This window comes from Reyranella sp. (assembly GCF_965227665.1).
GTDB lineage: Bacteria > Pseudomonadota > Alphaproteobacteria > Reyranellales > Reyranellaceae > Reyranella.
The window spans coordinates 2135008-2160000 of record NZ_OZ245767.1; the positions used below are offsets into that span (position 1 = coordinate 2135008).

The following is a 24993-nucleotide window of genomic DNA, read 5'->3' on the forward strand; positions in this document are numbered from 1 at the left end:
CTTGTTTCGCCAAGGGCCTCGCGCCACAGTCCGCCATCTAAAAGGTGGAGGAACGCCGTGAACGCCAAGCCCCGTGGCCGTCAATTCTTCAACAATCCCGGCCCGACCAACATTCCCGACCGTGTGCTTCGCGCCATGGACCGGCCCGTAATCGATTTCATGTCGGATGAGTTCATGGCCATCCATCACGCCTGCCACAACGGCGTGAAGCGCGTGCTCAAGACCGACCAGAATCTGTTCATGTATACCTCGACCGGTCACGGCGCCTGGGAAGCCGCCCTCGCCAACCTGTTCTCCCCCGGCGAGACCGTGCTGATGGTCGAGACTGGCTATTTCTCCGAGAGCTGGACCGAGATGGCGAACCATCTCGACATCAAGGTCGAGACGATCCCCGCCGATCAGCGCCAGGGCGCCGACATTTCGCGGATCGCCGAGCGCCTCGCCGCCGACAAGGAACACAAGATCAAGGCGGTCCTAACCGTCCACAACGAAACCGCGACCGGCATGGTCCTGCCGCTGGCCGAGGTGCGCCGCGCCATCGACGAGGCCAAGCACCCGGCGCTGCTGCTCAGCGACACGATCTCCTCGCTCGCCAGCATGGAATACAAGATGGACGCCTGGGGCATCGACCTCACCGTCGGCGGCAGCCAGAAGGGCCTGATGCTGCCCACCGGCATGTCGATGACCGGCGTCAGCAACAAGGCCCTGGAAGTGTCGCGCAAGTCCAAGACGCCGCGCCACTACTGGAGCTGGGAGATGATGACCGGCCGCGCACCGCAGAAGTTCGTCGGCACCGCGCCCGTTCACATGTTCTTCGGCCTGCAGGAATCGCTGAAGATGCTCGAGGAGGAAGGCCTGGATGCGGTGTTCGCGCGCCATGCCCGGCTCGCCGATGCAACGCGCGCCGCGGTGCGCGTGTGGGGTTCCGACGGCAAGGGCCCGCAGCTCTTCTGCCAAAACGAAGACCGGCTTTCGAACTCGGTGACCGCGGTCGTGATGCCCGAGGGCGTCAGCTCCGACCCGATGCGTAAGGCCGCCGTCGATCGCTTCAACCTGTCGCTGGGCGGCGGGCTGGGCAAGATGATGGGCAAGATGTTCCGCATCGGCCACATGGGCGACCTCAACGAGCCGATGCTGCTGGGCTGCCTCGCCACGACCGAGCTCGCCATGAAGGCCTCGGGCGTGCCGTTCGTCCCGGGCGGCGTCGACGCGGCGATCAAGTCGTTGTCGGCTTAACTATCTCGTCCACCTCCCCCGTCAAACGGGGAGGTCGGGAGGGGGAAAGCAACCCGCAGATTTGGCTGCAAGAAGTCAGGCTGAGGCTCTCCCCCTCCGGCCCTCCGGGCCACCTCCCCCGTATGACGGGGGCGGTAAGATGAAGTGTCAGAACGCCGGCTTCTTCCCCGCGAGGGCGGCGGCAAAGGATTCCGGCTTCAGGGCCGAGAGCGGCGTGCCCCCGGTCACGGCGGCATCGAGCTTGACGCCCTCGACCGCCGCGAACTTCAGCGTTTCGGGGTTGAAGGCGTAGAGCTGGCCGACCGTCAGGTTGAACCACCAGGCATGCAAGGTCAGCGTGCCCGCCTTCACCCGCTCCTCGATCCAGCGATAGCCTAGCAGGTTGCTCACGCTGTTCACGACGGCGGCCTGTTCGACCGCGCGCACGACCTCGTCGCGCGGGCGGCCCTTCAGCTCCTCGACGACGAGGTCGCGCGTCTCCTGCGCGATGCTGGTCCAGGTCGAGAGATAGTCGTAATGCGCATAGGCGCCGCGGCTGCCGTCGACCAGCGCGCCGATGCCGCCGCACAGCGCGTGGCCCAGCACCACGATATGCTCGACGCCGAGGCCGCGGACGGCGAACTCGATGGCGGCAGAGGTGCCGTGGTGGCGCTCGTCGGGCGGAATCTGGGCCGGCGGCACCATCGCCGCCACGTTGCGCACGGTGAAGATGTCACCGGGCTGAGTCTGGGTGAGAATCCCCGGATCGACCCGCGCATCGGAACAGCCGATGATCAGGATCTTGGGCGACTGGCCTTCCGTCGCCAGCTTCTCGAACAAGTCGAGATGCTCCTGATAGTAACCAACCCGGAAATCCGCGAAGCCCTTGAGAAGCCGTTCGAGTGCCATGACCTGCCTATGCCCGTTTGCGGCCCAGGGCGACATAGACGATGATGTCGCGGCGCACAAATCAGCAACATTGGATGACATGACCGAAGAACTGCTTTTCGAGAAGCGCGGCGAAATCGGCTGGGTGACCTTCAACCGGCCCAAGGCGCGCAACGCCCTCACCTTCGCAATGTACGAGGGTCTGGCCGAGATCTGCGCTCGTGTGGGCAAGACCGGCGAGGTCCGCGCCCTGGTGGTTACCGGCGGTGGCGACAAGGCCTTTGCGGCCGGCACCGACATCGCCCAGTTCCAGAGCTTCGAGAGCGGCGAGGACGGAATCGCCTACGAGCGCAAGATGGACCGCATCCTGGGTGAGATCGAACGCTGCCCCGTGCCGACCATCGCCGCCATCCACGGCTTCTGCACCGGCGGCGGCGCGGCCATCGCGGCGGTCTGCGACCTGCGGATCGGGTCGGCCAGCGCCCAGTTCGGCTTCCCCATCGCGCGCACCCTGGGCAACTGCCTGTCGATGGCCAACTATGCCCGCCTGGCGGCCCTCATCGGCCCCCAGCGGGTCAAGGAAATGGTCCTGCTGGCCAAGCTGATGGACGCGCCATCGGCGCTGTCCTGCGGCCTGATCAGCGAGCTGCTGCCCGACCAGGCAGCCCTGCTCGCCCGAGCCGAGGAGCTGGCGAACACCGTTGCCGGCCACGCCCCCCTCACGATGCAGGTCACCAAGGAGGCGCTGCGCCGCCTGCAGGCGCGCCTGGGCGACGAGAACATCGACGATCTCGTCAGACTGGCTTACGGTAGCGCCGACTTCCGCGAGGGCATGGCGGCCTTCCTGGGAAAGCGGGCACCCAAATGGTCAGGCGCCTGACAGAGCGATGATACGGAGGACGTGAATGAAGCTGATTGCCACTCTCTCTTTGGTTCTTGGAATGGGCGCTGCCGTCGCCGCCTGCCAGAACCCGCAGCAGGTGATCGCGAACAAGGAAGACATGATGGTGGCGGCGGGCTTCAAGTTCGTGCCCGCGAACACCCCGCAGCGTCAGGCCGCTTTCAAGAACCTCCCGCCGCACAAGTTCTCGCGCGAGATCAAGAACGGCCAGGTGTTCTACGTCTATCCGGACCCGACGGTCTGCGTGTGCATCTATGTCGGCAACGCGGCGGCCTACGGCACCTATCGCAACAACGTCTTCCAGAAGAACCTGGCGGACGAGCAGCAGATGACGGCCGACGAGAATGCGATGAACGACTGGGATTGGGGCCCTTGGGGCGGCTACCCGTATCCCGGCTGGTACTACTAAGACTTTCTTCCGACGAGGAAGAGTGCGATCGCGGCCGCCTGGATCAGGGCGGCCGCGACGAACACCAGCATCCCTTCCGCTGGTGACAGCGTCCGCAGCCAGCCGAACGCCGCCGGTGCGAATGCATAGGTTCCCTGACCGACCGCCACGATCAACGGCACGACGCGCTGAACGTCGGCTCTGCTGAATTCGACCTGCGCGATCAACGGCGGCAGCGACGTCGTGTTGCCGATACCCGCGCCGAACAACAGCACACCTGCCACCAACAACGCCACATCGGTTCCAGCAGCGCAGACCAGCGCCAGGGATCCGGCGATCTGGACCACATGGCTCAGGCAGGCGACCAGCCGCCGGTCGCTGCCTTGCGGCATCAGCCATCCGACCATCGTCCTTCCTGCAATCGCCGCCGCCGTCGCCAATCCCATGAGGATGCCGGCCGCCGGTCCACCGAACACCGGCACGAGCAGCGAGAAGAGATGGGCGATCAGGCCGATCTGCGCGAACAGGCCGAGCGCCATGCCCGCGGCCAGGGTGAGGAAGCGCCGGTCACGCCACAGCAGCGCGCCCGGCAAGGTGCGCTCCACCGCTGCGGTCGTGCCGGCAACGGGCGTCAGGATCTCGCCGTCCTGGACCTGGCCCAGCGACTGTGGCGTATGGGCGAAGACCCGGTCGGCGAGGAACCAGACGGCGACGATCATGATCGCGCCGATGACCGCCGCCGCGGTGGGAAAGCCGAAGGCGGCGATAGCCGCAACCCACAATGGAGAAAAGACGACACCGCCGATGCTGGCGCCGTTATAGGCCATCGACAGGGCCGCCGGTCGCCGCACCACGTACCACGGGGCCACGATGGCGTTGACGGCGGCGGCGCCCATCGCCACCCAGCCGGCCCCGCTCAGGAAGCTTGCGAGCAGGAGCTGCCACGGCTCTTGCGCCACCGCCCATCCGACGATGCCCAGCGCCAGGAGGGCCGCGCCAGCCTTGGTCACCGCCGGCAGACCGAACCGACGATAGAGCGACGGCAGGTTGGCGACCACCACCGCACCCACCAGGAAATGCAGGGTGACGGCGGACGAGACCAGCACGATCGACCAGTCGCGTGCCTCGCGCACGGACTGGAGATAGACGGGCGGGCCATAGAAGCCGAGGCCCCAGCCGAACATGGCGAGCACGAAAGCGGCCGCGACGACGCGGCGACCGAAGAAGGGCGCGGGAGAAGCGAGACTTGTCATGCGCCCGACACTGCCGCCGGCAGGCGCGCCGTTGTTACGGCTGCGGCCGAAGCATCATGACCTGTCGTCCTGAGCGTGAGCGAAGGACCTTGCGGATCGAACAGCGCACTTCCTGGCGAGCGAGAGATCCTTCGCTGGGCTCAGGATGACAAGGCTCAGAAACTCGCCTCGACGGCACCGAGGCCAACGAATTCACCGCGCGCTTGCGAACCGGGCGGAAAGTAGAGAAGTCCGGTCCAGGAGCCGGTGGTGATCGCCTGGCCGGCGCGAAGGCCCCCGCGATGACGAACGGCATGGTCGATCATCCAGGCGAGCGGACGCACCGGATCGACGGCGCCCAAGCCACCTTTCTGGTCGGCGATCGTCTTGCCGTCGACCATCAGTCTCACCTGCAGTTTCGGCCAGTCGAGCGCCCTCCAGTTGCCGATCGCGTCACCAACGACCAGCGCGTGGTTCATCTGGTTGTCGGCCAGCAGCCAGTCCGGATCGGCGTTCTTGAAGTCGGCGAGGCGCGTGTCGACGATCTCCATGCCGACGAAGGCGTCGCCGACGGCCGCAAGCGCCTCCTCGCGTTCGACCGGCGCGGCGCGGGCAGCGATGTCGCGCGCGATGCGGAAGGAAATCTCGACCTCCACGCCGATCATGTGCATCGCCCTGCCGTCGAAGCGCGCCGGCGACGGCACCAGCGCGCCGGCCAGCAGCGGCGCGGGATTGGGCTCGGCGGTCGGCGTGCGCGCGCCGACCTTCCAGCCCGCCACCGGGCCGGTGGCTGCGGCGACGCCGTCCTGGATCGCATAGACCGCAGCGCGGTCCTTCAAGGCAAACGGTGGCGTCGCCTGGCGGCCGGTGCGGCGCGCGTCGAGGAGGGTCTGCACGGCATGGGAAATGTCCTGGCTCATGGTAAGCTCTCGCAAAACGACAAGGAATTGGAGGAGACGATGCCCTACGCCAGCGGCCGCGTCATTCACGACGCCGATGCGCACATCATGGAAGTGCCCGGCTTCCTCGAGGAACATCTGGAGGCCCGGCATCGCGCCGCGGTCACCGACCAGGTCCTGTTTCCGCGCCACGAAGGCTTCCACAGCACGCGCCTCAAGGCAGACACGGACACGGCTGGGCCGGCGCAGGATTTCGACGAGGCGCAGATCATGCTGCGCAAGAACTGGGAGGCGTTGGGTTCATCGAACCGTCAGGACCGTCCGCGCTCGATCGACCTGCTGGGCTTCGCCAGCCAGCTCATGTTCACCACCGCGCTGCTCAACTACTCGTCGGTGCTGGAAGGCGGATCCGACGTCGAGCTGACCTATGCCGTGGCGCGCGCCCATACGCGCCACATGGTCGAGTTCTGCTCGGTCGACCGGCGTCTGCTGCCGACCGGCTATGTCCCGCTGGTCGACTTCGAGCGCACCGCGCAGGCCGCGCGCAAGGCGATCGAGCTCGGCGCCAAGGCGCTGATGATCCCGTCGCGCTGCCCCGACGGCCATTCGCCCAGCCATATCGGCTTCGATCCGCTGTGGGCCATCGCGCAGGAAGCCGGCCTGCCGATCGTTTTCCATGTCGGCGGCGGCGGCAAGCTTCTGGAAGAGGCCTGGTTCAACAACGGCCTGCCGCCGGTGCCCGACTTCCATGGCGGCGACGATAATTTCAAGTCGATCGATTACATGGCGATCGCCTATCCGCCGATGAAGGCGCTGACGGCCCTGGTCGTCGACCGCGTGCTCGACCGTTTCCCGGCGTTGAAATTCGGCGTCATCGAACAAGGTGCGTCGTGGGTGCCGGGCTGGATGCGCAACATGGACAGCGCGCACAACGCCTTCTATCGCAACGAGGAGCGGCTGCAGAAAATGTCGCTGAAGCCCAGCGAGTTCGTGCAGCGCCAGGTGCGCGTCACGCCCTACCCGCACGAGGATACCGGCTGGATCATCGCCAATACCGGCGACGAGGTCTGCCTCTTCTCCTCCGACTATCCGCATGTCGAGGGCGGCCGCCATCCGATCAAGCGCTTCGAGGCGTCGATGGAGAAGGCCGGCATCAGGGAAGCGCAGAAGCAGCGCTTCTATTGCGACAATTTCATCGACCTGATGGGCGCCGGTCTCGCGCCCGAACTCCGCCATCCCGTACAGGCCGCCGCATGACCTATTCGACGCTCCTCACCGAACGCACCGGACCGGTGCTCAAGATCACGACCAACCGGCCGGAAGTGCTGAACGCGCAGAGCCGGATCCTGCTGGAGGAGCTCGACGACGCTTTCGCGGCGGCGGTCAGGGACAGCGATGTCCGGGTGATCATCCTGGCCGGTGCCGGCAAGCATTTCTCGGCCGGGCACGATCTCGGCAGCCCGCAGGAGATGGAGGACCAGAAGAAGACGCCGCTGGAGCCCGGCTTCAAGGGCGAGTATCGCCGCCTGTGGGAGCGCTTCTTCGAGAACACGATGCGCTGGCGCGACCTGCCCAAGCCCACCATTGCGCAGGTCCAAGGCTACTGCATCATGGGCGGCATGATGATCGCCTCGGCCTGCGACATCATCATCGCCAGCGAGGACGCGCAGTTCGCCGACCGCGCCGTGAAGTGGGGCGGCAGTCACGTGCAGTATTTCTCGATGCCGTGGGACTTCGGCCCGCGCAAGACCAAGGAGTATCTCTTCACCGGCGACTTCATCAGCGCCGCCGATGCCGAGAAGGCGGGCCTGGTGAACCGCGTCGTATCGCGCGAAAAGCTCGAGGCGGAGACGATGGCGCTGGCCCAGCGGATCGCCGAGCGCGATCCCTATGCGCTGAAGCTCGCCAAGGCCTCGGTCAACGAGACCCAGGACGCGCAGGGCTGGCGGCAGGCGATGGAGAACGCCTTCAAGAACTACATGCTCACCATCCCGCATCGCATCGAGATGGGAACCTACGGTGCTGCCGCGCGTGAGAAGGCACCGAAGGATCGCTTCGGCGTGCTCAACAAGAAGACCGGATAACGCTCAGCGCTTCGGCGTCACGGCCGGCGGACGCGCCGGCGCCGCGAGTCCATCCGGCACCTTGAAGGTGAGCGTCGTGACGAGGCGCATCCCGTCATAGGGCGCGTCACCGTGAGTGCCCGGCGTGTTGTCGACCACCGACACTTCGACGGCGTAGGTCCCCTTCCACGGGAGTTCCACCTCGAAGGCGCCGGCCTCGTCGGTCTTGAATTCCTTCGTCCAGCCGAACTCGCTCACGACTTCCGCCTTGGCCTTGGGCAGCGGCTTGCCGTCATAGAACACCTTGAAGCTGCCCGGCTTGCCGGTCGGCACGATGTCGAGCGGGATCAGCGGCTTGCGCTCGCTGAAGTCGGCGACGTAGCGCGCCGAGAGCCGGCCCAGCGTGCGCGTGACCTTGTCGTTCTGCTTGCGCTCGGTCACTCGCGCCTGCTCGGCCACGACGCTGCTTGCGCCCTCGGGCGCACCGGTGAACTGGAACGAGGTCGGCTTCTTCTCAACCTTCAACGCAATGTCACCCGAGACGCCAAACGCCTTGGCCGCGGGCATCGGCTCGAAGCGATCGAGCAGGCCGGGCGAGCCCTCCCGCAGATTGTCGCCGAACTCGCCGAAATAGAGTTGGTAACCGCCCGCGTCCGGCTCGAGCCAGAGCGCATGGGCCGAGGCGGCGCCGGTGAGCGAGAGCCACAGAAGAGCGGCGATGACGATACGCATGGGTCGATGTCCTCCGAAGGCGAACATCTAGCATGATCGCAATTAATTACCAGTCGCAAGCCAAATCACGACGGGTGAAACGGGCGGCCGGGGCCGCCCGCCTCCTCCTCGATCAGGCCGCGCGCCGCTTGCGCTCTTCCATCTCGACACCCATCGCGCGGACGACGGACGGCCGCTGCAGGTGTTTGCGATGATAGGCCTGCAGGGCTGGCCACGTCGCGAGGTCGGCCTTCAGGAAGACCGCCCAGTTGAGCAAGGTCACGAGATACGCGTCTGCAACGGTGAATCTGTTCCCGACAAGGGTTTTGCGATCACCCAGGCGGCGCGCGATCGCCGCCAACGTCGGATCGAGTGCGGCCATCGCGGCCCTCTTTGCCTCGGTGGGCACCGTGGTCGAGAAGATGTTGTAGAAGACGCGCTTGTGAACCTCGGTGCCGAGATAATGCAGCGTGTCGATCAGCTCGTAGCGCTCTTCGCTGCCCCAGGCCGGGGCAAGACCGGCATCCGGCTTGCGATCGGCCAGGTACTGCAGCACCGAGGCGCCCTCGTTGAGGACCCGCCCGTCATCGAGCTTGAGGGCCGGCACGTAGCCGTACGGCGACACGGCGAAGAAGTCGCCACCATCGTCGGTCTTCTTGTTCTCGACGAAGCGGACTTTGACCGGCAGGCTCGCCTCGATCACGGCAATATGCGAGGCGAGCGAGCAGGCCATCGGCGAAGCGAACAACTCCATCTTCAGTCTCCTTTGGTTGAACGATCAGCGAAGCGATCCGGGCCGGCGCCAGAACGGCTGGCTGGCTTCGAAGGCGGCCTGGGCGGGGGCGATGCCGGCGTCACGCAGGCTGCGGGCATCGATCTCGGCGAGGGCGTGCCGCGTTCGCGCACGGTCACGCCACAGCCGGAAAACGGCGAGGAGCCGGCGATGCAAGGGCAGGCGCCGCGCCCGCACGGACTGGACGGCCGGATCTCCCGTGAAGGGATCGACCGGAAAGAGGTCGGGGCGTAAATGGCTCATGGTGGAGCGGCTTTCGTATTTATGTACTGAATGGTACAGAAATACGCGGAGCGGTCGGCGTCAAGGATAATTATGCGGAACAGTACAAAAATAGTGAAGGAACCGCGTCCGCGCGGCCGGCCGCGCGGATTTATTACCAGCGAGGTATTGGAGCGGGTGCGCGACGTGTTCCTCGCCAAGGGGTTCGCTGCCGCGTCGCTCGACGAGCTCTGCGCCGCCGCTGGCCTCAACCGGCCAAGCCTCTACGCGGCCTTCGGCGACAAGGAGCAGCTCTACATCGGCATGCTGCGTCACATCGGGCAGAGGACCGTCGAGGCGATGGACGCGGTGCTGTCGGGGCCCGATCCGATCGAGCAACGTCTTGGACGCCTCTACAAGGGGGCGATCGACATCTATACGAAGCCGCCGAAGCCGCCGGGCTGCATCATCGTCGGCACCGCCACCGTCGAATCGCCCAGCCACCCCGAGATCGGCGCCGCGGCCAATACGATCCTCGCCGACTTCGAGAGGGCGTTCGAACGGGGTTTCGTCAACAGCGACCTGAAGCCAGCGCCCTCGCCGGCCGAGCGCGCCAGCATGGCGGGCGCCATCCTGTATGCCACCGGCATCCGAGCGCGGCTCGGCGTCCCCGCGTCGGAACTACGAGCCTTCACCCGTTCGATGATCCCCCTGATCTGCCGCTAGAAATGCGCCCGTTTTCCATCTGAACGATCTCGTCGGTGAACGCGGCGGCCGCCCGCGGATCGTGGGTGATAAGGATAACCGTGCGGCCTTCCGTTGCGGCGCGCAGGGAGGCGATGAGCTGACGGGCGGTACCGGCGTCGAGATTCTCGGTCGGCTCGTCGAGGATCAGGATCCGGGGATCGCGAAGGAGCGCCCGGGCCAGCACGAGCCGGCGGGCCTGGCCGGCGGACAGGCGCGCCCCGGCCTCGCCGATCCAGGTGTCGATCCCGTCTGGCAGGCCCTGCACGAATTCGATGAGCTGCACGACCGCGAGCGCTTGCTCCAACGCGGTCGTATCCGCGTCCGGCGTCGCCATGAGCAGATTCTCGCGCACCGAGCCATTGAAGAGCTGCGCATCCTGGGTGGCGATGCCGACGATCCGGCGCAGGTCGTCCGGCCGATAGCTCCGCAGATCGTGGCCGCCCAGCCGAATGTCGCCTTCGTAGTCCCAGAAGCGCACGAGCAGCCGGCCGAGCGAACTCTTGCCAGCGCCGCTCGGTCCCAGGATGGCGACGTGGCGGCCATCGGGAATCGCAAGATCGAGCCCGTCCAGGGCGGGCGGCGAATCGGGCGCGTAGCGCAATCGCACCGACGAGAAGACAACGCTCGCGTCGCGCGGCACGGGCGACGGGTCGGGCCCGGCAACGATCGAGGGCGTTCGATCGGCGAGATCGAAGAGGCGGCGGGCCGCGGCCCTCACCTCACCCCAGCGCTCCATGGCGCCCGGCAACGGCGCCACCGCTTCGAAGGCCGCGAGGGCCGCGAGGGCGAGCGCCGGAACGAGGGCGGGCGCAACCTCGGGCAGAAGACCGCCCGCGGCGACGCTCGCCGACGCCAGTACGGCGGCCGACCACAAGGCCAGACCGGCCGAAAGACCGACCGCCGCCTCGGCGACCATTCCAGCGTTCGAAGCGCGCGACTGACTGTCGACGAGGCGCTCGCCACTAGCGTCGAGCGAGGTGAGGTGACGCTCGACGGCGCCCGCAACCCGCAGATCCGTCAGGCCCTGTAAAAGGTCAACCGTCCTCACGCGCAACTCGGCGCGCGCGGCGACCGCTTCCGCGCCGGGCACCGTGGCGGCGCGGCGCGCCAGCGCGGGCACGATGCCGCCGGCAACGATCAGCAGCACGGCGAGCGCCAGCGCCGTCGGCGGATGCAGGGCAGCCACGACCAGCACGATCAAGACGCTGCACACCAGCGCCACGGCAATCGGCGAGGCCAGTCGCAGATAGGCGTGCTGTAACGTCTCGACGTCGGCCTGCAGGCCGCCCGCCAGATCGCCACCTCGCCGCGACTGGAGCTGCCCCGGCGACAGAAGAATGAGCCGGCGGAACAGCCAGAGGCGCAGCCCGGCCAGGAGTCGGAAGGTAGCCTCGTGGCTCAGCAGCCGCTCGCCATAGCGACCGCCGGTCCGCACGATGGCAAAGAAGCGGATGCCCACCGCCGGCAGGAAGTAGTTCATCATCCCGGTCGTGACGCCGGCGATTGCCATGGCAGCGATGAACCAGCCGGCGACACCCATCAGCGCCACGCTCGCCAGCACCGTGGCGCAGGCGACGAAGACCGCGAGCAACATCCAACTCCGCCACGGCCGGGCGAGCGCGAGCAGACGGCGAACAAGGGCGAGGCCACTCACGGTGCGAGCCCTGCGTCGCGCAGAAGGCGGGCGAAGCGACCGTCGTCCGCCTGGAGCGCAGCGCGCGGCCCCTGCTCCACGATGCAGCCCTCATCGAGGAACACGACGCGGTCGGCGAGATGCACCGTGGCGAGGCGATGGGTGACGATCAGCGTGGTGCGCCCCGCCGCAAGCCGACGGATGGCATCGGCCACCGAGGCTTCCGTGCCGCGGTCGAGCCCGGCCGTGCCCTCGTCGAGAAGCAGCACGCGGGCCTTGTCCTTGAGAAAGGCCCGCGCCAGCGCCAGGCGCTGGACCTGGCCGCCCGACAGCGTCTCGCCATGCTCGCCGAGCGGCGTGTCATAGGCTTGCGGCAGGGCCGCGATGAAGGCGTCGGCGGCAGCCAGCCGCGCCGCGACGCGCACACTGTCGAGACTCGCGTCGGGGTTTCCCAGCCGGATGTTGTCGAGCACGCTGCCCTCGAACATGTGCGGCCGCTGCGGCACGACAGCGACATGCTCGAGCCAGTGAGCGGGATCGAGGGTGGCGAGGTCGTGGCCGTTGACGAGCACCCGACCTGTCTGCGGACACAGAAAGCCCATCAGCAGCGAGAGCAACGTGCTCTTGCCCGCGCCGCTCGGCCCGACCAGGGCCACGATCTCGCCCGGCACGAGGCGCAGCGAGAAGTCCCGGAGGGCGGGCCTGTCAGGCTCCCAGGCGAAGCTCACGCCTTCGCATTCGATCGTGACGTCCGCATCGAGGGCCGGCCGCGCCTCGCCGGCCGGCATCGGCGTCTCCGCTTGCAGGTCGAGGATGCGCTCGGCTGCCGCCAGGGCTTCCATGCGCGCGTGATAGTCGAGGCCGAGCTGGCGCAGCGGGGCATAGAACTCGGGCGCCAGCAGCAGGACGAAGAACGCGGCCTCGAAGCCCAGCGCACCGTCGAGCAGCCGGAAGCCGATCAGCACGGCGACCAGGGCGATGCCGACGGTTGCGAAGAATTCGAGCGCGAGCGCCGACAGGAAGGCGACGCGCAGGACGGCCATGGTGCTGCGGCGATAATCCTCGGCCGCTTCCGCGAGGCGCTCGGCTTCGCGGTCCCCGGCGTTCAGCAGGCGCAAGGTCGTCAGGCGCTGCAGCCCGTCGAGCAGCCGGCCGGACAGGCGCAGCAGGCGCAGCCATTGCCGGCGGTTCAGCTGATCGGCACCGAGCCCCAGTAGAATCATGAACACCGGAATGACCGGCGCCGTCACCAGCAGCACGAGTCCCGATATCCAGTCGCGCGGCAGGACGACGACCAGCACGAGCGGCGGCAGGACGACGAGCACGCCGAGATGGGCGAGGAAGCGCGCCACATAGGCGTCGAGCGCGTCGACGCCTTCGAGCACGACGGTCGCGGCCTCACCCGTGCTGCGGCCTGCGTTGGTTGCAGGTCCAAGCGACGCCAGATGGCGCAGCAGCACCGAGCGGATGCGCCGCTTCAGCCGGCCAGCCGCCTCGATCCCCGCCCGCCCCGAGGCGGTGGCGAGCCCGAAGCGCAGCCCCAGCACCGCAAGTACCGGGAGCAGCCACGGAAGCGCCGACGAGAGGGAGGCTTTCTCTATGACGACGGGAGCGATGGCATGGGCCAGCAACCAGGCCTGCGGCACGGCGAGGGCCGCGGCGAGGGTGCCCAGTACGATCGCGCGCCGCACGCCGCTTTTCGCGGCTTGCGCGATCTCGGCGCGCAGCCAGCGCTCGACACCGGCGCGCCGACGACCGGGCGCGTCCGCCGGGGTCCCGGTCATGGGAAGGTGATCGTCAGATCAGCGCGAGGGCCGTTGCACCGTCGCGGGCGCGTCGACGGCGCTGGAGACGTCCAGCGATTGGCCAGGACCGCGGGCCGCCTTGGCCGCATCCTCCTGCGCCTCGAACAGCACGCCGGCCGAGACCGCAACCAGCACCATGAAGCCGGTGCCGAGGAACCAGGAGAGATACCAGGGGCCGTAATCGCCGAGGATGATGGCGAACAGGATGGCCAATGCCGCAAGCGTCATGGCGATGATGTAGCGCACGAACATGTCCGGCCTCCCCTAGTACGCGTGGTCCGAGGTTTCGACGTGCTTCACGCCCACCTTGCCGCGCATCACCCAGAAGGCCCAGCTCGTGTACCAGATGATGAGCGGCATGAAGATCACGACGAAGCCCACCATCCAGGTCAGCGTCACGCGGCTCGAACCGGAGTTCCAGACCGTGAGGCTGTGCGCGGGATTGCTCGACGACGGCATGATGAAGGGAAACATGGCGGCCCCGACCGTGCCGATCACGCCGATCCAGGCGAGAGCGCCCAGCCACCAGGCGAGGATCGGCCGCCGGATCGTGTGCGCCAGCGCGCCCAGCAACAGCCCGGCATAGACCAGCGCCGGCAGCAGCCACAGCGCCGGATGGGCGGCATAGTTGGCGAGCAGGCCGCCGGGCACGCGCGTCACCTGCTGGTGCAGCGGCGTCTGCGGCACGCCGGGATCAGGGCCTGCCACCAGCTTGAAGCCCTCCATGGTCGAGACCCAGAAGCCCGCGATCGTGAAGATCACGAGCGCGGCCAGGCCGCCCACGATCGCGGCCCGCCGGGCGCGCGCGCCGATCGGATCCTCGGCGCCGCTGGCGAGGCACGACCCGCCCATGTAGACCGCGAGCGCGACCGACATCAGCCCGCACAGCACGGCAAAGGGATTGAACAGCCACAGGAAGCTGCCGGTGTAGAAGGACGTCAGGCGCCAGTCGAAATGAAACGGCACCCCCTGCAGGACATTGCCGATCGCCGCGCCGAACACCACCATCGGCAACAGGCCGCTGAGGAACAGGGCCGTATCCCAGACGGCGCGCCAGGCAGGCGACGGCAGCTTGCTGCGATACTCGAAGCCCAGCGGCCGCAGGATCATGCTCCAGAGCAGCAGCAGCATGACGATGTAGAAACCGGAGAAGGCGGTCGCATAGACCAGCGGCCAGGCCGCGAAGATCGCACCGCCGCCCAGAATGAACCACACCTGGTTACCGTCCCAGTGCGGCCCGATGACGTTCAGCGCCACGCGCCGCTCCGCATCGCTACGCCCGACATAGCGCAGGATGGTGCCGACACCCATGTCCATGCCGACCATGGCGCCGATGCCCGTCAGCAGCACGCCGAGCAGCACCCACCAGACGACCAGGAGAATCATGTAGGTTTCCATGATGCGTCTCCCTTACGACGCTGCGAGCCGGCGGCCGGCCGGCGACAGGCCGGCGGCTGGGGCATGGCCGGTGCCGTGCTCTTCCGGTCCCTTCCGGATGAACAACAGCATCAGATAGATCTCTACGATCGCGAAGGCGGTGTAGAGCAGGATGAAGCCCGACAGCGAGAACACCATGTAGGCGACGCTGTGGGTCGAGGCCGAGAGCCAGGTCGGCAGCATCTCGTTCACCGTCCAGGGCTGGCGACCGACCTCGGCGACCAGCCAGCCGAACTCGCAGGCGAGGAACGGCACCGGCACCATCAGCAGGGCGGCCCACTGGAACCAGCGCTGGCGCTCGACCTGATTGGAGAGAGTCATCAGCGTCGCCAGCACGAGGTAGGCCAGCATCAGCAGGCCAAAGGCCACCATGATGCGGAAGGACCAGAACACGATCGACACGTCCGGAATGGTGTCGCGCGCTGCGCGGACGATGTCGGCATCAGTGATCTTCGAGAGGTCGCCCTGGGGCGCGTAGCGCAACACCAGGAAGCCGTAGCCGACATCCTTGCCGTGCGCCTTGAACTGGGCGAGCGCGGCCTCGTCACGCGGATTGGCGCTCAGCTTCTCCATTGCCTGCACGGCCGGGATGCCGTTGCGGATGCGCTCCTGCGCCTGGACCTCGAGCTGGTCGATCGCCGGCACGACGCCGTCGAGAGAATGCGTGACCAGGATCGACAGCATCGCGGGAATCTGGATCGTGAAATAGTTCTTCTGCTCGGCCTGGTTCGGGAAGGCGATGGCGTTGAACGCCATCGGCGCCTTCTCGGCCGTCCACAGGGCCTCCATCGCGGCGAGCTTGGTCGGCTGGACCTTGGCGCCGACATAGCCCAGCGCATCGCCCAGTGTGATGACGCCGCCACCGCCCAGCATGCCGAACACCGCGGCGACACGGAACGAGCGACGGGCGAGATCGAGATGGCGCCCCTTCAGCATGTACCAGGCGCTGATGCCACAGACGAAGATGGCCGCCGTCACGTAGCCCGCCAGCACAGTATGGACGAACTTCGACTGGGCATCGGAGTTGAAGAACAGCGCGCCGAAGTTCTGCAGCTCCATGCGCATGGTAATGGGATTGAACTCAGCGCCCTGCGGATGCTGCATGAAGCTGTTGGCCACCAGGATCCACAGCGCCGAGAAGTTCGAGCCCAGCGCCACGGCATAGGTGACGATGAGATGCTGGGCCTTGGACATTCTGTCCCAGCCGAACACCATCAGGCCGATGAAGGTGGATTCCAGGAAGAAGGCCATCAGGCCCTCGATCGCCAGCGGCGCGCCGAACGTGTCGCCGACGAAGCTCGAATAGAAGGACCAGTTGGTGCCGAACTGGAACTCCATGGTGAGGCCGGTCGCGACGCCCAGGGCGAAGTTGATCAGCAGCAGGCGGGTCCAGAACTGGGCCATCTGCTTGTAGATCTCGCGGCCCGTGGTGACATAGATGGTCTCCATCACCGCCAGCAGCACGGTGAGGCCGAGCGTCAGCGGCACGAACAGGAAGTGATAGAGGGCGGTGGCAGCGAATTGCGCCCGCGACAAGTCCACCACGAGATCGTTCACCATCGACAGCCCCCATCCCCCTTACTTATGCGCCCGGAGAGACTCGCCAGACGCGACGTAACATACCACTTCCGGCCACATTGTTCATGCGACGCTATCGACGCGTGCGCGCCCTCTTCTGCGATGCCCGTGGTGCGAGCGCATTGATGCGCGTCAAGCGATGCCCGACCTCGGCCGCTCGACGCCTCGGCAACCACGCCGTGTTCCCCGCCGTCAGTCGCTCGAGCCATGAACGCCAGCCCCGGTCAGCCGCGAGCGGGTCTCAGTTGCAGACCGATGAGCGAAGACCGAGGCCCGGCGCGCAGACGCCCGCGCTCACATCCATGCAGTCGGCTTGTCTGGACGCGAGTTTTCGCGCGACACTCCGCCGGATTCCAGCAGCAGAGATCCGAGCATGGCCCTACCCCTTCGCGGACCGGTCCTGATGTCCACGGACGAGAGCGTGGCCAGCGTCCGGGATCTCTATGAGGCCTATGGCAGGCTGATCGGCCATCGGTATGTCGTCCATGACGAGCGCCCCCGCACCGCGCCCGGCAGGTTTGCCAATATCTCGCTGCTGGAAGCATGCGCGACGCGGTTCCAGGGAGGCTCCACCCGGTTCGACATGTCGTCGAACCAGCACGGGCTCGACCTGGTGATCCTCTCCTTTGCCCTCTCCGGACAAACGCTGTGCTATCGCCAGCGCGACGCCGAGTGCTCCGCCCCGGCGGGCGCGGCGATCCTGCATACGACCGACACGCCGCTGCATGCACGCGCCAACAGCAACGGCGAAGTCATGGCGGTGGCTTTGCCACGCGCCAAGCTGGGGGCTCTCGTTACCGATCCCGATCATCTCACTCTGCGCGTCTTGCCGGCCGAGAGCGCCGCGCTCGTGCTGTTCGCCGCATACGCCCGCAACTTCCTCGCGCTGGGCGGCGTGCCCGACCCGCGGCTCGCCGGACTGATCGGCGACCAGCTCTGCGATCTCGCGGCGCTGGCGCTCGGCGTGAATGGGCGTGGCCGGGAAAAGGCGCAGGATGGCCGCGCGCTCGACGACGCCCGGTACGCGAGGGCGATGGCCTACATCGCGCGCCATCTCGCCGATCCGGCGCTCGGCGACCGCGACGTGTCTCGTCACCTCGGCCTCTCGCCCTCCTCGGTGCGACAGCTCTTCGCGAGGAAGCAGACGACTGTGGCGCGCTCGATCCGCGAGGCGCGCGTCGAGAAGGCCGCCGCCATGCTGGCCGATCCCGGCCGGTCCCATCGCAAGATCGTGACCGTCGCCTTCGAGTGCGGCTTCCACAGCCTGTCGGCCTTCTACGAGGCCTTTCATGATCGATACGACCGGCAGCCCGGCGCGTTCCGTCCAGCCGTCCCCTCACGAAGTCCCGACTGACGGATTCCGGAAGCGAATCTGACGAAATCCGAACGCCGCCCCGTCCTGCGGATGATAACGGGAGTCGAGCCGTCGACGTCTGACGCGTCGAGGCTGCACACACCGGGCCGGCAACGGGGCAAAGGCTCATGCCACAGAATCGCAGTGCCAAGGGAGAGGCGATGGTCCGTCGCCTGTACCGCAGCATGCTGCGCGCCGGCCTGGCTGCCCTCCTCCTCGCGGGCGCGGTGGGCGCCGTCAGAGCCGACGACAGGACCTTCATCCGCGACGAACGCCCGGTCGTGCTGGTGCTCGACGCTTCCGGCAGCATGGCAACACCGCTCGGCCGCGAATCGCGCCTCGACGCGGCGCGACGCGTGGTGCTGGACACGCTGACCCTCTTTTCCGCCAAGCGCCCGGCGGGACTCGTCGCCTACGGGCATCGCCGCAAGGACGACTGCACCGACATCGAGACCCTGCAGAAGATCGCACCGGTCGACGTGCCCGCCATCCGCAAATCCCTGTCGGCCTTGCGTCCCACGGGAATGACACCCCTTTCCGCAGCCCTGCGTCACGCGGCCGGCCTGCTGTCCGCAGATGGCGGCGTCGTGATGCTGGTCAGCGACGGGCTGGAAAATTGCCGCGAAGATCCCTGCGCCGTGGTCGACGCGCTGAAGCGGGCGAATGCCAAGGTGGTCTTCCATGTGGTCGGCTTCGGCATGGCCGACGGCGAGATGAAGAGGCTCGCCTGCATCGCCGACAAGGGCGGCGGCCGCGCCATCGAAACCCGCGATGCGACGCGCCTGGAACAGGCGCTGAAGACGCTCGTCGAGACTCCGCCGCCGCCTGAGGCTCCACCGGTCGCTCCCGCGCCGCCGGCACAGACCGTGGAAAAGCCCGTCGTGCCGCCGCCTCCCACGCCCAAGCCGGTGACGCTGCGCGCCACGGTCGGCGGCACTTCCGTCCCCGGACCTGTTCTCTTCTCCGTCGCGACCGCAAGTGGCGCGACGGTTTACGAGGGCAAGGGAACCGAGGTGACGCCGGACCTGGTTCCCGGCGCCTACAAGGTGCGCGTCACGATCGCCAATGCCCGCACCGAATCAGATGTGACCGTGGCGGGCACGGCGGACGAACGGCACGACATCGCGCTCGCCGCCGGCCTGGCCAGCCTCGCGGTCATCGCCGCGCAGGGGCTCGATCTCAAGGATACCGATCTCAAAGGCGACCCGAGCTGGACGCTGGTGCCGAAGGATGGGCAGGCTCCGGCCGAGCTCGATCCCGTGCTGGCACCCGCCGCGATGCTGGCGCCGGGGCGCTACGACGTCGCGGTCGCCCTCGGCGGTTTCACGGCCCGAACGGAGATTGCCGTCGCCGCCGGCAAGGCGGTACGGGCGACGCTCGATCTCGATCTGGGCAAGGTGACGCTCGAGGCCGCCGTGGCGCGAGCCGATCGCTCCCTCGACAGCGGAGCCGGCCTTTCCTGGTCGCTGGACTCCGCGAAGGCCGGACAGCCGCCGCTGCGGGCCGAGGCCATCGCCCGACCGACCTTCCTCGTGGCGGCGGGCTCCTACAAGGCGCACCTCGTCATCGCGGGCGCGACACTTACCCAGGACGTGGTGGTCCAGTCCGGCAAGACCACGACCGTGCGGCTGGAACTGCCGTCGGCCGAGCTCGTGCTGACCGGAGCGCTCGGCCCCGATGCCCCGCCCTTCACCGACTGGCGCGATGCTACGTGGACGGTGCGTCCGGTGAATCTCATCGGCGACGTGAACGCCGGGCCAGCCCTGGAGAACAAAGCGGAGGCGTCCCCAGCCCTCGTCCTGACGCCGGGCGAATGGGAGGTGACGTTGGTTTCCGGCGGGGCCAGCACAACACGACGCCTCACGGTCGCGCCGGGGGCCAAGGCGGCCGAGCGCATCGACCTCGCGGCCGGCCGACTGTCGGTCTCGGCGGCGCCGTCGGCCGATGCCCCGCCCCCGCTCAATGTCGTGATCTCCTTTTTCCCCGGTACGCCGGATGGAGCCTTTGCCGGAAAGCCGATCTTGGAGGGCGGAACGCGGCGTGACTTCGCGGCCATTCTTCCGGCGGGCAGATACCGGATCGCCGCAGCCGACGAGACGGGCCGTGCCGGCACGGCCGTCGTCGAATTGAAACCGGGCGAAAGCGCCATGCAGGAGATTGCTCTCAAATGAACGTCCCCCGCCCTTCAACCAGCGAGATCGCCATGCGCATCCTGATGCTTCTCGGTCTGCTCTGTCTTTCGGTTCCCGCTCTTGCCGAACCCGATCCCGAGGCGGAGGCCATCCCGGAAGTCTATGTTGGCTCGCAACCGGTGCTGGTGTTGAAGATTGCGGAACCCGAGGTCCTGGAGCCTGTCGCCTCGTACTACCCGCAGTTCATGGAACTCATGGCCATTACCGGGCAGATACAACGATGGACGAAGAATTCGCAGAACGTGGCGAGCAGTTCCCAGGATCGGATCCAAAAGCTCGAAGAACAGGTCTCAAGCCTGAAGAAGGCCGTGGAGGAATTGCAGAACCGGCAGCCCGGCGGCACGCCCGGTCCCGCGACCGACGACAAGCGGCTGGCGGCGCTCGAGGCGCGCGTGGCCAGGCTCGAGGAGCAACAGGGGAGCTTCAAGGCGCCGTTCAAGGTCGTGAACGCGGCGGGTGTGGCGCTGGTCGCCGTGGCCGAAGACGGTCGCGTCACCGTGGGCACCGACGGACAGGCCACCATCGTCATGAAGGCGACCGGCGCGGACAATGCCCTGATCCAGCTCTCGGCCGCGTCGAAGAAGATGCTGATGCTGACCGACGGCGGCAGCGGCTCCAAGCTCCAGCTCAACGACGGGCCGGAAGCGGCCGTCGAGCTGAACGCATCCCAGGGCAACAACGGGTTCATCCGGGTGGCCGGCGGCAAGTCGCTGGCGATCATCAATGCCGATCCTTCGAACGCCGCCACGTTCAACCTGCAGGGCGGCCCGGACGGCGGCCTCGCTTTGTCGTCGAAGCCCGACAATCTCGGGCTGCTGGTCCAGAAGGCGGGCAAGAACGCAGCCTCTCTCGGCGCCATGCCCGGAAAGGGCGTGGCGCTCCGCCTCTTTTCGGACGTCGGCCAGCAGGTCGTGGCGGCCGGTTCCAATCCCGCCAAGGGCGGCGCCGGACTGGTAAGCGTCAGCGCCGGCGACAAGGCAGCCGCCATCCTGACGAGCGAGCCGGATGGCGCGGGGCTGGTCCAGTCCTTCGCGGCGGACGGCAGCGGCGCCGCGGCCCTTGTCGGCAAGGAGCGGGCGGCCGTCGTCTACAACCAGGCCGGCAACGCCGTCGCCACCATCTCCAAGAGCGACAAGTCGGAGGGCGGCACGGTCGTGGCCCGCAATCCCGGCGGCGAAGGCGTCTTCGTGGGCGGCTATCGCGCCGATGTCGGCGGCGGTGAGTCCTGTGTCTATCGCGCCAAGGCGCAGAACACCTTCTGCCTCGGAATCGGCATGCCCGGCATGGGCATCGGAAAATGACCCCTCACCCCCTGCAGAACGGATCTTGAACCGATGACCAGATCTCTCAACTGTCTGCCCTTGATTGCCGGCCTCCTGACAATGCTCGCGCCCGGCGCGCACGCGGCCTCCGATTGCCAGCAGATCTACGACGCCTATGCGGCGATGGCCAAGGCCCCTGCCGTGAGGAAGACGGTCAAGACACCGGGCATGGCGGAGCCCGTCGAATTTATCATAACCGGCACGGCGCTCTACGGCCGTGTCGGAGCCAAGGACACATGGTCCAAGACCCCGATCGACGACAAGACCCGCGCGGTGCTGAAGCGCGCGTCCCCATCGCCGGAAACGGTCACCGACTGCCGCAAGATCGGTGCTCGGTCGTTGGCGGGCGTGGCGGCCACCGCCTACGAATTCGCGCCCCCGCCGATGGCGGGAAATGCCACCGGGGAGAAGATCACCGTCCTGATCGCCGACAAGAGCGGCTTGCCTCTCTCGGAGACAGCGGCCGTGTCCGGTGCCGAGGCGATCCTCGTCTACGACGGCGTCACGGTGCCCGCGCCATAAGCGAAAAAGCGCGGCGAGACATGGAGGGGCGGCAGCACGCGGGCGAGGTCATGCCTTTCCACGCGCTCTTTCTCGCGCTGGTCACGCCAGCGCTCGCCGCGATCCTTCTCCTCGTCGTGTTCGGAGCGCGGCCGCTCGGCGTGTCGCTGGTCCTCGCCACCCTGGCGCCGGCCTATGTCGCGGGCTTCGCGCCCGCTTTTCTCGCCGGGCGCTTCGACCGGTCGTTGGCGAGAAGGGGTTGGCGGGCCGTGGGCCGGCTTCTGGTCGCGGCCGGCCTGGCCTGCATCACGGGAACGATCCTTCTCGCTCCGCTTCATCTCACCGGCCGCCTCCATGGCGCCCTGCCGCTGCTCTTTCCGGTGGTGCTCGCGCTATCGGCGGTGCTGGCCCTCACGATCGCCCAGCTCTCAGCTCGTCTTCTCGCAGGCATGCGTCGGCGCAACGCAAAACGCCGCCCTCTTTCGAGGACGGCGTTTTGAAGTTGGCTCGCGTTTATGGTCGCGTGCCGTATTCGTTTGATCGGAATGTATATCCTTAGCGTTCGGAAGATCCGGCAGCGACCTACTCTCCCGTGCCTTGAGACACAGTACCATTGGCGCTGAGAGTTTTCACGTCCGAGTTCGGAATGGGATCGGGTGTACACCTCTCGCTAGAGCCACCGGATCGTCCGAACGCAAAGGATTGAGGTCTTAAAGTCGTGCACAAGGCCATGCAGCGGATGTCGACCGCTGCACGGAACGAATGAAGTCAAGCCGATCGAGCTATTAGTACCGCTAAGCTGAATGCATCACTGCACTTGCACATGCGGCCTATCAACGTGGTGGTCTACCACGACTCTCAGCGAGACCTAGTTTTGAGGCGGGTTTCACGCTTAGATGCTTTCAGCGTTTATCCCTTCACTACATAGCTACCCGGCGCTACGGCTGGCGCCATAACCGGTACACCAGAGGTAAGTCCATCCCGGTCCTCTCGTACTAAGGACGGCTCCTCTCAAGTCTCGAACACCCACAGCAGATAGGGACCAAACTGTCTCACGACGTTTTGAACCCAACTCACGTACCACTTTAATCGGCGAACAGCCGAACCCTTGGGACCTGCTCCAGCCCCAGGATGTGATGAGTCGACATCGAGGTGCCAAACACCACCGTCGCTGTGGACGCTTGGGTGGTATCAGCCTGTTATCCCCGGCGTACCTTTTATCCGTTGAGCGATGGCCCACTCACGCGGAACCACCGGATCACTATGGCCGACTTTCGTCCCTGCTCGACTTGTCAGTCTCGCAGTCAGGCGGGCTTGTGCCATTGCACTCAGCAGCCGATTTCCGACCGGCCTGAGCCCACCATCGCGCGCCTCCGTTACTCTTTGGGAGGCGACCGCCCCAGTCAAACTACCCACCATGCAGGGTCCCGGATCTGGATGACAGACCGCGGTTAGACATCAAAGAACAAAAGGGCGGTATTTCAAGGTTGCCTCCACCCGAGCTAGCGCCCAGGTTTCAAAGGCTCCCGCCTATCCTACACATCCATTCTCTAATGCCACTGCAAAGTTGTAGTAAAGGTGCACGGGGTCTTTCCGTCTAACTGCGGGTACCCCGCATCTTCACGGGGAATTCAATTTCGCCGAGCCCATGTTGGAGACAGCGGGGAAGTCGTTACGCCATTCGTGCAGGTCGGAACTTACCCGACAAGGAATTTCGCTACCTTAGGACCGTTATAGTTACGGCCGCCGTTTACCGGGGCTTCAATTCAAGGCTTGCACCTCTCCTCTTAACCTTCCGGCACCGGGCAGGCGTCAGACCCTATACTTCGCCTCACGGCTTAGCAGAGCCCTGTGTTTTTGGTAAACAGTCGCCACCCCCTAGTCTGTGCCCCTCTGACGAGACCGTCAGAGGCCCCCTTATCCCGAAGTTACGGGGGTAAATTGCCTAGTTCCTTCAACATGGTTCCCTCAAGCGCCTTGGTATACTCTACCAGTCCACCTGTGTCGGTTTAGGGTACGGTCTATACGCTGGGGCTATTTCCTGGAACCCTTGGGCCGCCCGAGCATTCGCCAACGAGCTCGGGCCACTTTTCGGATCCGTCACCACCAGCAGGCCCACGAATATTGACGTGGTTCCCATCGTCTACGGCTGTCGCCCTCGACTTAGGGGCCGGCTAACCCTGCGCGGATTGACCTTGCGCAGGAACCCTTGGACTTACGGCGAAAGCGTCTCTCACGCTTTTTATCGCTACTTATGTCAGCATTCTCACTTCCGATACCTCCAGGAGCCCTCACGGGTCTCCCTTCGCAGGCTTACGGAACGCTCCGCTACCACTCTTTCGAGTCCGCAGCTTCGGTGCATGGCTTGAGCCCCGGTACATCTTCGGCGCAGGATTTCTTAATTAGACCAGTGAGCTATTACGCTTTCTTTAAAGGATGGCTGCTTCTAAGCCAACCTCCTGGTTGTTATGGAATTCCCACATCCTTTCCCACTTAGCCATGACTTAGGGACCTTAGCTGGCGGTCTGGGCTGTTTCCCTCTCGACGACGGACCTTAGCACCCGCCGTCTGTCTGCCGCGCTGTACTCGCCGGTATTCGGAGTTTGGTTAGGTTTGGTAAGACTTTGGATCCCCCTAGCCCATCCAGTGCTCTACCCCCGGCGGTAATCACACGACGCACTACCTAAATAGTTTTCGCGGAGAACCAGCTATTTCCGAGTTTGGTTGGCCTTTCACCCCTAATCACAGGTCATCCGATACCTTTGCAACGGTAACCGGTTCGGTCCTCCAGTGCGTGTTACCGCACCTTCAACCTGCCCATGACTAGATCACCCGGTTTCGGGTCTACTCCGTGCAACTAAGCGCCCTATTCAGACTCGCTTTCGCTGCGCCTACACCTATCGGCTTAAGCTTGCTGCACAGAGTAAGTCGCTGACCCATTATACAAAAGGTACGCCGTTAGCCTTGCGGCCTCCGACTGTTTGTAGGCGTTCGGTTTCAGGTCTGTTTCACTCCCCTTGTCGGGGTGCTTTTCACCTTTCCCTCACGGTACTTGTTCACTATCGGTCACTGAGGAGTACTTAGGCTTGGAGGGTGATCCCCCCGTGTTCAGACAGGATTTCACGTGTCCCGC

At 66.2% G+C, this 24993-nt stretch carries 22 protein-coding genes and 2 rRNA genes (1 of these 24 only partly in view); 11 read left to right on the forward strand and 13 right to left on the reverse strand.

The annotated features are described in order from the left end of the window. The first annotated feature begins 57 nt into the window (after positions 1-57). On the forward strand, positions 58-1236 hold the full coding sequence (locus ACO07I_RS10350; protein WP_422016957.1) for a pyridoxal-phosphate-dependent aminotransferase family protein: 1179 nt from the start codon (positions 58-60) through the stop codon (positions 1234-1236). A 147-nt stretch (positions 1237-1383) separates the two neighbouring features. Here the strand turns inward: ACO07I_RS10350 and ACO07I_RS10355 are convergent, their stop codons facing one another. After that, positions 1384-2124, reverse strand: a complete 741-nt coding sequence (locus ACO07I_RS10355) for a carbonic anhydrase (protein WP_422016959.1) — start codon at positions 2122-2124, stop codon at positions 1384-1386. 79 nt (positions 2125-2203) lie between these two features. Between ACO07I_RS10355 and ACO07I_RS10360 the strand changes: the two genes are divergently transcribed. Both ACO07I_RS10360 and ACO07I_RS10365 read left to right on the forward strand, forming a co-directional pair. After that, on the forward strand, positions 2204-2983 hold the full coding sequence (locus ACO07I_RS10360) for an enoyl-CoA hydratase/isomerase family protein (protein ID WP_422016961.1): 780 nt from the start codon (positions 2204-2206) through the stop codon (positions 2981-2983). Between the two features lie 25 nt (positions 2984-3008). After that, complete coding sequence (locus ACO07I_RS10365; RefSeq protein WP_422016963.1) at positions 3009-3413, forward strand: hypothetical protein; 405 nt, start codon at positions 3009-3011, stop codon at positions 3411-3413. On the opposite strand, the gene ACO07I_RS10370 is transcribed toward ACO07I_RS10365, so the two are convergent. After that, positions 3410-4645, reverse strand: a complete 1236-nt coding sequence (locus ACO07I_RS10370; protein WP_422016965.1) for an MFS transporter — start codon at positions 4643-4645, stop codon at positions 3410-3412. The genes ACO07I_RS10365 and ACO07I_RS10370 overlap by 4 nt on opposite strands. Before the next feature lie 155 nt (positions 4646-4800). After that, positions 4801-5544 (reverse strand): 2-keto-4-pentenoate hydratase, encoded by a 744-nt coding sequence (locus ACO07I_RS10375; RefSeq protein ID WP_422016967.1) that lies wholly within the window; start codon positions 5542-5544, stop codon positions 4801-4803. Between the two features lie 39 nt (positions 5545-5583). Between ACO07I_RS10375 and ACO07I_RS10380 the strand changes: the two genes are divergently transcribed. Then, positions 5584-6780, forward strand: a complete 1197-nt coding sequence (locus ACO07I_RS10380) for an amidohydrolase family protein (RefSeq protein ID WP_422016969.1) — start codon at positions 5584-5586, stop codon at positions 6778-6780. Next, positions 6777-7607 carry an enoyl-CoA hydratase gene (locus tag ACO07I_RS10385; protein WP_422016971.1) on the forward strand — a complete coding sequence of 277 codons (831 nt, stop codon included), beginning with the start codon at positions 6777-6779 and terminating at the stop codon, positions 7605-7607. The genes ACO07I_RS10380 and ACO07I_RS10385 overlap by 4 nt, the downstream gene beginning before the upstream one ends. 3 nt (positions 7608-7610) lie before the next feature. Here the strand turns inward: ACO07I_RS10385 and ACO07I_RS10390 are convergent, their stop codons facing one another. The 3 genes from ACO07I_RS10390 to ACO07I_RS10400 all read right to left on the reverse strand — a co-directional run bounded on the left by ACO07I_RS10390 (position 7611) and on the right by ACO07I_RS10400 (position 9333). Beyond that, complete coding sequence (locus tag ACO07I_RS10390; protein WP_422016973.1) at positions 7611-8318, reverse strand: DUF4198 domain-containing protein; 708 nt, start codon at positions 8316-8318, stop codon at positions 7611-7613. Positions 8319-8430: 112 nt separating this feature from the next. Next, positions 8431-9051 carry a glutathione binding-like protein gene (locus ACO07I_RS10395; RefSeq protein ID WP_422016975.1) on the reverse strand — a complete coding sequence of 207 codons (621 nt, stop codon included), beginning with the start codon at positions 9049-9051 and terminating at the stop codon, positions 8431-8433. Between the two features lie 24 nt (positions 9052-9075). Then, entirely contained in the window at positions 9076-9333 is a 258-nt protein-coding gene (locus ACO07I_RS10400; protein WP_422016977.1) for a DUF1127 domain-containing protein, read from the reverse strand. A gap of 156 nt (positions 9334-9489) precedes the next feature. Between ACO07I_RS10400 and ACO07I_RS10405 the strand changes: the two genes are divergently transcribed. After that, complete coding sequence (locus ACO07I_RS10405) at positions 9490-10017, forward strand: TetR/AcrR family transcriptional regulator (RefSeq protein ID WP_422016979.1); 528 nt, start codon at positions 9490-9492, stop codon at positions 10015-10017. Here ACO07I_RS10405 and cydC read toward each other — a convergent pair. The 5 genes from cydC to ACO07I_RS10430 are packed head-to-tail and all read right to left on the reverse strand — an operon-like array spanning position 9983 to position 16473. Then, entirely contained in the window at positions 9983-11692 is a 1710-nt protein-coding gene (gene cydC / locus ACO07I_RS10410; protein WP_422016981.1) for a thiol reductant ABC exporter subunit CydC, read from the reverse strand. The genes ACO07I_RS10405 and cydC overlap by 35 nt on opposite strands. Continuing rightward, positions 11689-13455, reverse strand: coding sequence for a thiol reductant ABC exporter subunit CydD (cydD, locus tag ACO07I_RS10415; RefSeq protein ID WP_422016983.1), 1767 nt, complete (start codon positions 13453-13455; stop codon positions 11689-11691). Before cydD ends, cydC begins: the two co-directional genes overlap by 4 nt. 18 nt (positions 13456-13473) lie before the next feature. Continuing rightward, a complete protein-coding gene (locus ACO07I_RS10420) occupies positions 13474-13728 on the reverse strand; it encodes a hypothetical protein (RefSeq protein WP_422016985.1) in 255 nt (84 codons plus the stop codon). A 12-nt stretch (positions 13729-13740) separates the two neighbouring features. Beyond that, positions 13741-14874, reverse strand: a complete 1134-nt coding sequence (cydB, locus tag ACO07I_RS10425) for a cytochrome d ubiquinol oxidase subunit II (RefSeq protein ID WP_422016987.1) — start codon at positions 14872-14874, stop codon at positions 13741-13743. Positions 14875-14886: 12 nt separating this feature from the next. Then, a complete protein-coding gene (locus tag ACO07I_RS10430; protein ID WP_422016989.1) occupies positions 14887-16473 on the reverse strand; it encodes a cytochrome ubiquinol oxidase subunit I in 1587 nt (528 codons plus the stop codon). A 391-nt stretch (positions 16474-16864) separates the two neighbouring features. On the opposite strand from ACO07I_RS10430, the gene ACO07I_RS10435 reads away from it, so the two are divergent. The 5 genes from ACO07I_RS10435 to ACO07I_RS10455 all read left to right on the forward strand — a co-directional run bounded on the left by ACO07I_RS10435 (position 16865) and on the right by ACO07I_RS10455 (position 22360). Then, entirely contained in the window at positions 16865-17845 is a 981-nt protein-coding gene (locus ACO07I_RS10435) for a helix-turn-helix transcriptional regulator (RefSeq protein ID WP_422016991.1), read from the forward strand. Between the two features lie 161 nt (positions 17846-18006). Continuing rightward, positions 18007-20016 carry a vWA domain-containing protein gene (locus ACO07I_RS10440; protein ID WP_422016993.1) on the forward strand — a complete coding sequence of 670 codons (2010 nt, stop codon included), beginning with the start codon at positions 18007-18009 and terminating at the stop codon, positions 20014-20016. Continuing rightward, positions 20013-21338, forward strand: a complete 1326-nt coding sequence (locus tag ACO07I_RS10445; RefSeq protein WP_422016995.1) for a hypothetical protein — start codon at positions 20013-20015, stop codon at positions 21336-21338. Before ACO07I_RS10440 ends, ACO07I_RS10445 begins: the two co-directional genes overlap by 4 nt. 33 nt (positions 21339-21371) lie before the next feature. Beyond that, positions 21372-21881, forward strand: a complete 510-nt coding sequence (locus tag ACO07I_RS10450; RefSeq protein WP_422016997.1) for a hypothetical protein — start codon at positions 21372-21374, stop codon at positions 21879-21881. 50 nt (positions 21882-21931) lie between these two features. Beyond that, a complete protein-coding gene (locus ACO07I_RS10455) occupies positions 21932-22360 on the forward strand; it encodes a hypothetical protein (RefSeq protein ID WP_422016999.1) in 429 nt (142 codons plus the stop codon). Between the two features lie 69 nt (positions 22361-22429). Here ACO07I_RS10455 and rrf read toward each other — a convergent pair. Together rrf and ACO07I_RS10465 are read right to left on the reverse strand one after the other, a co-directional pair. Beyond that, positions 22430-22544, reverse strand: a 5S ribosomal RNA gene (gene rrf, locus ACO07I_RS10460). A gap of 80 nt (positions 22545-22624) precedes the next feature. Further along, positions 22625-24993, reverse strand: a 23S ribosomal RNA gene (locus tag ACO07I_RS10465) (it continues 361 nt past the right edge of the window).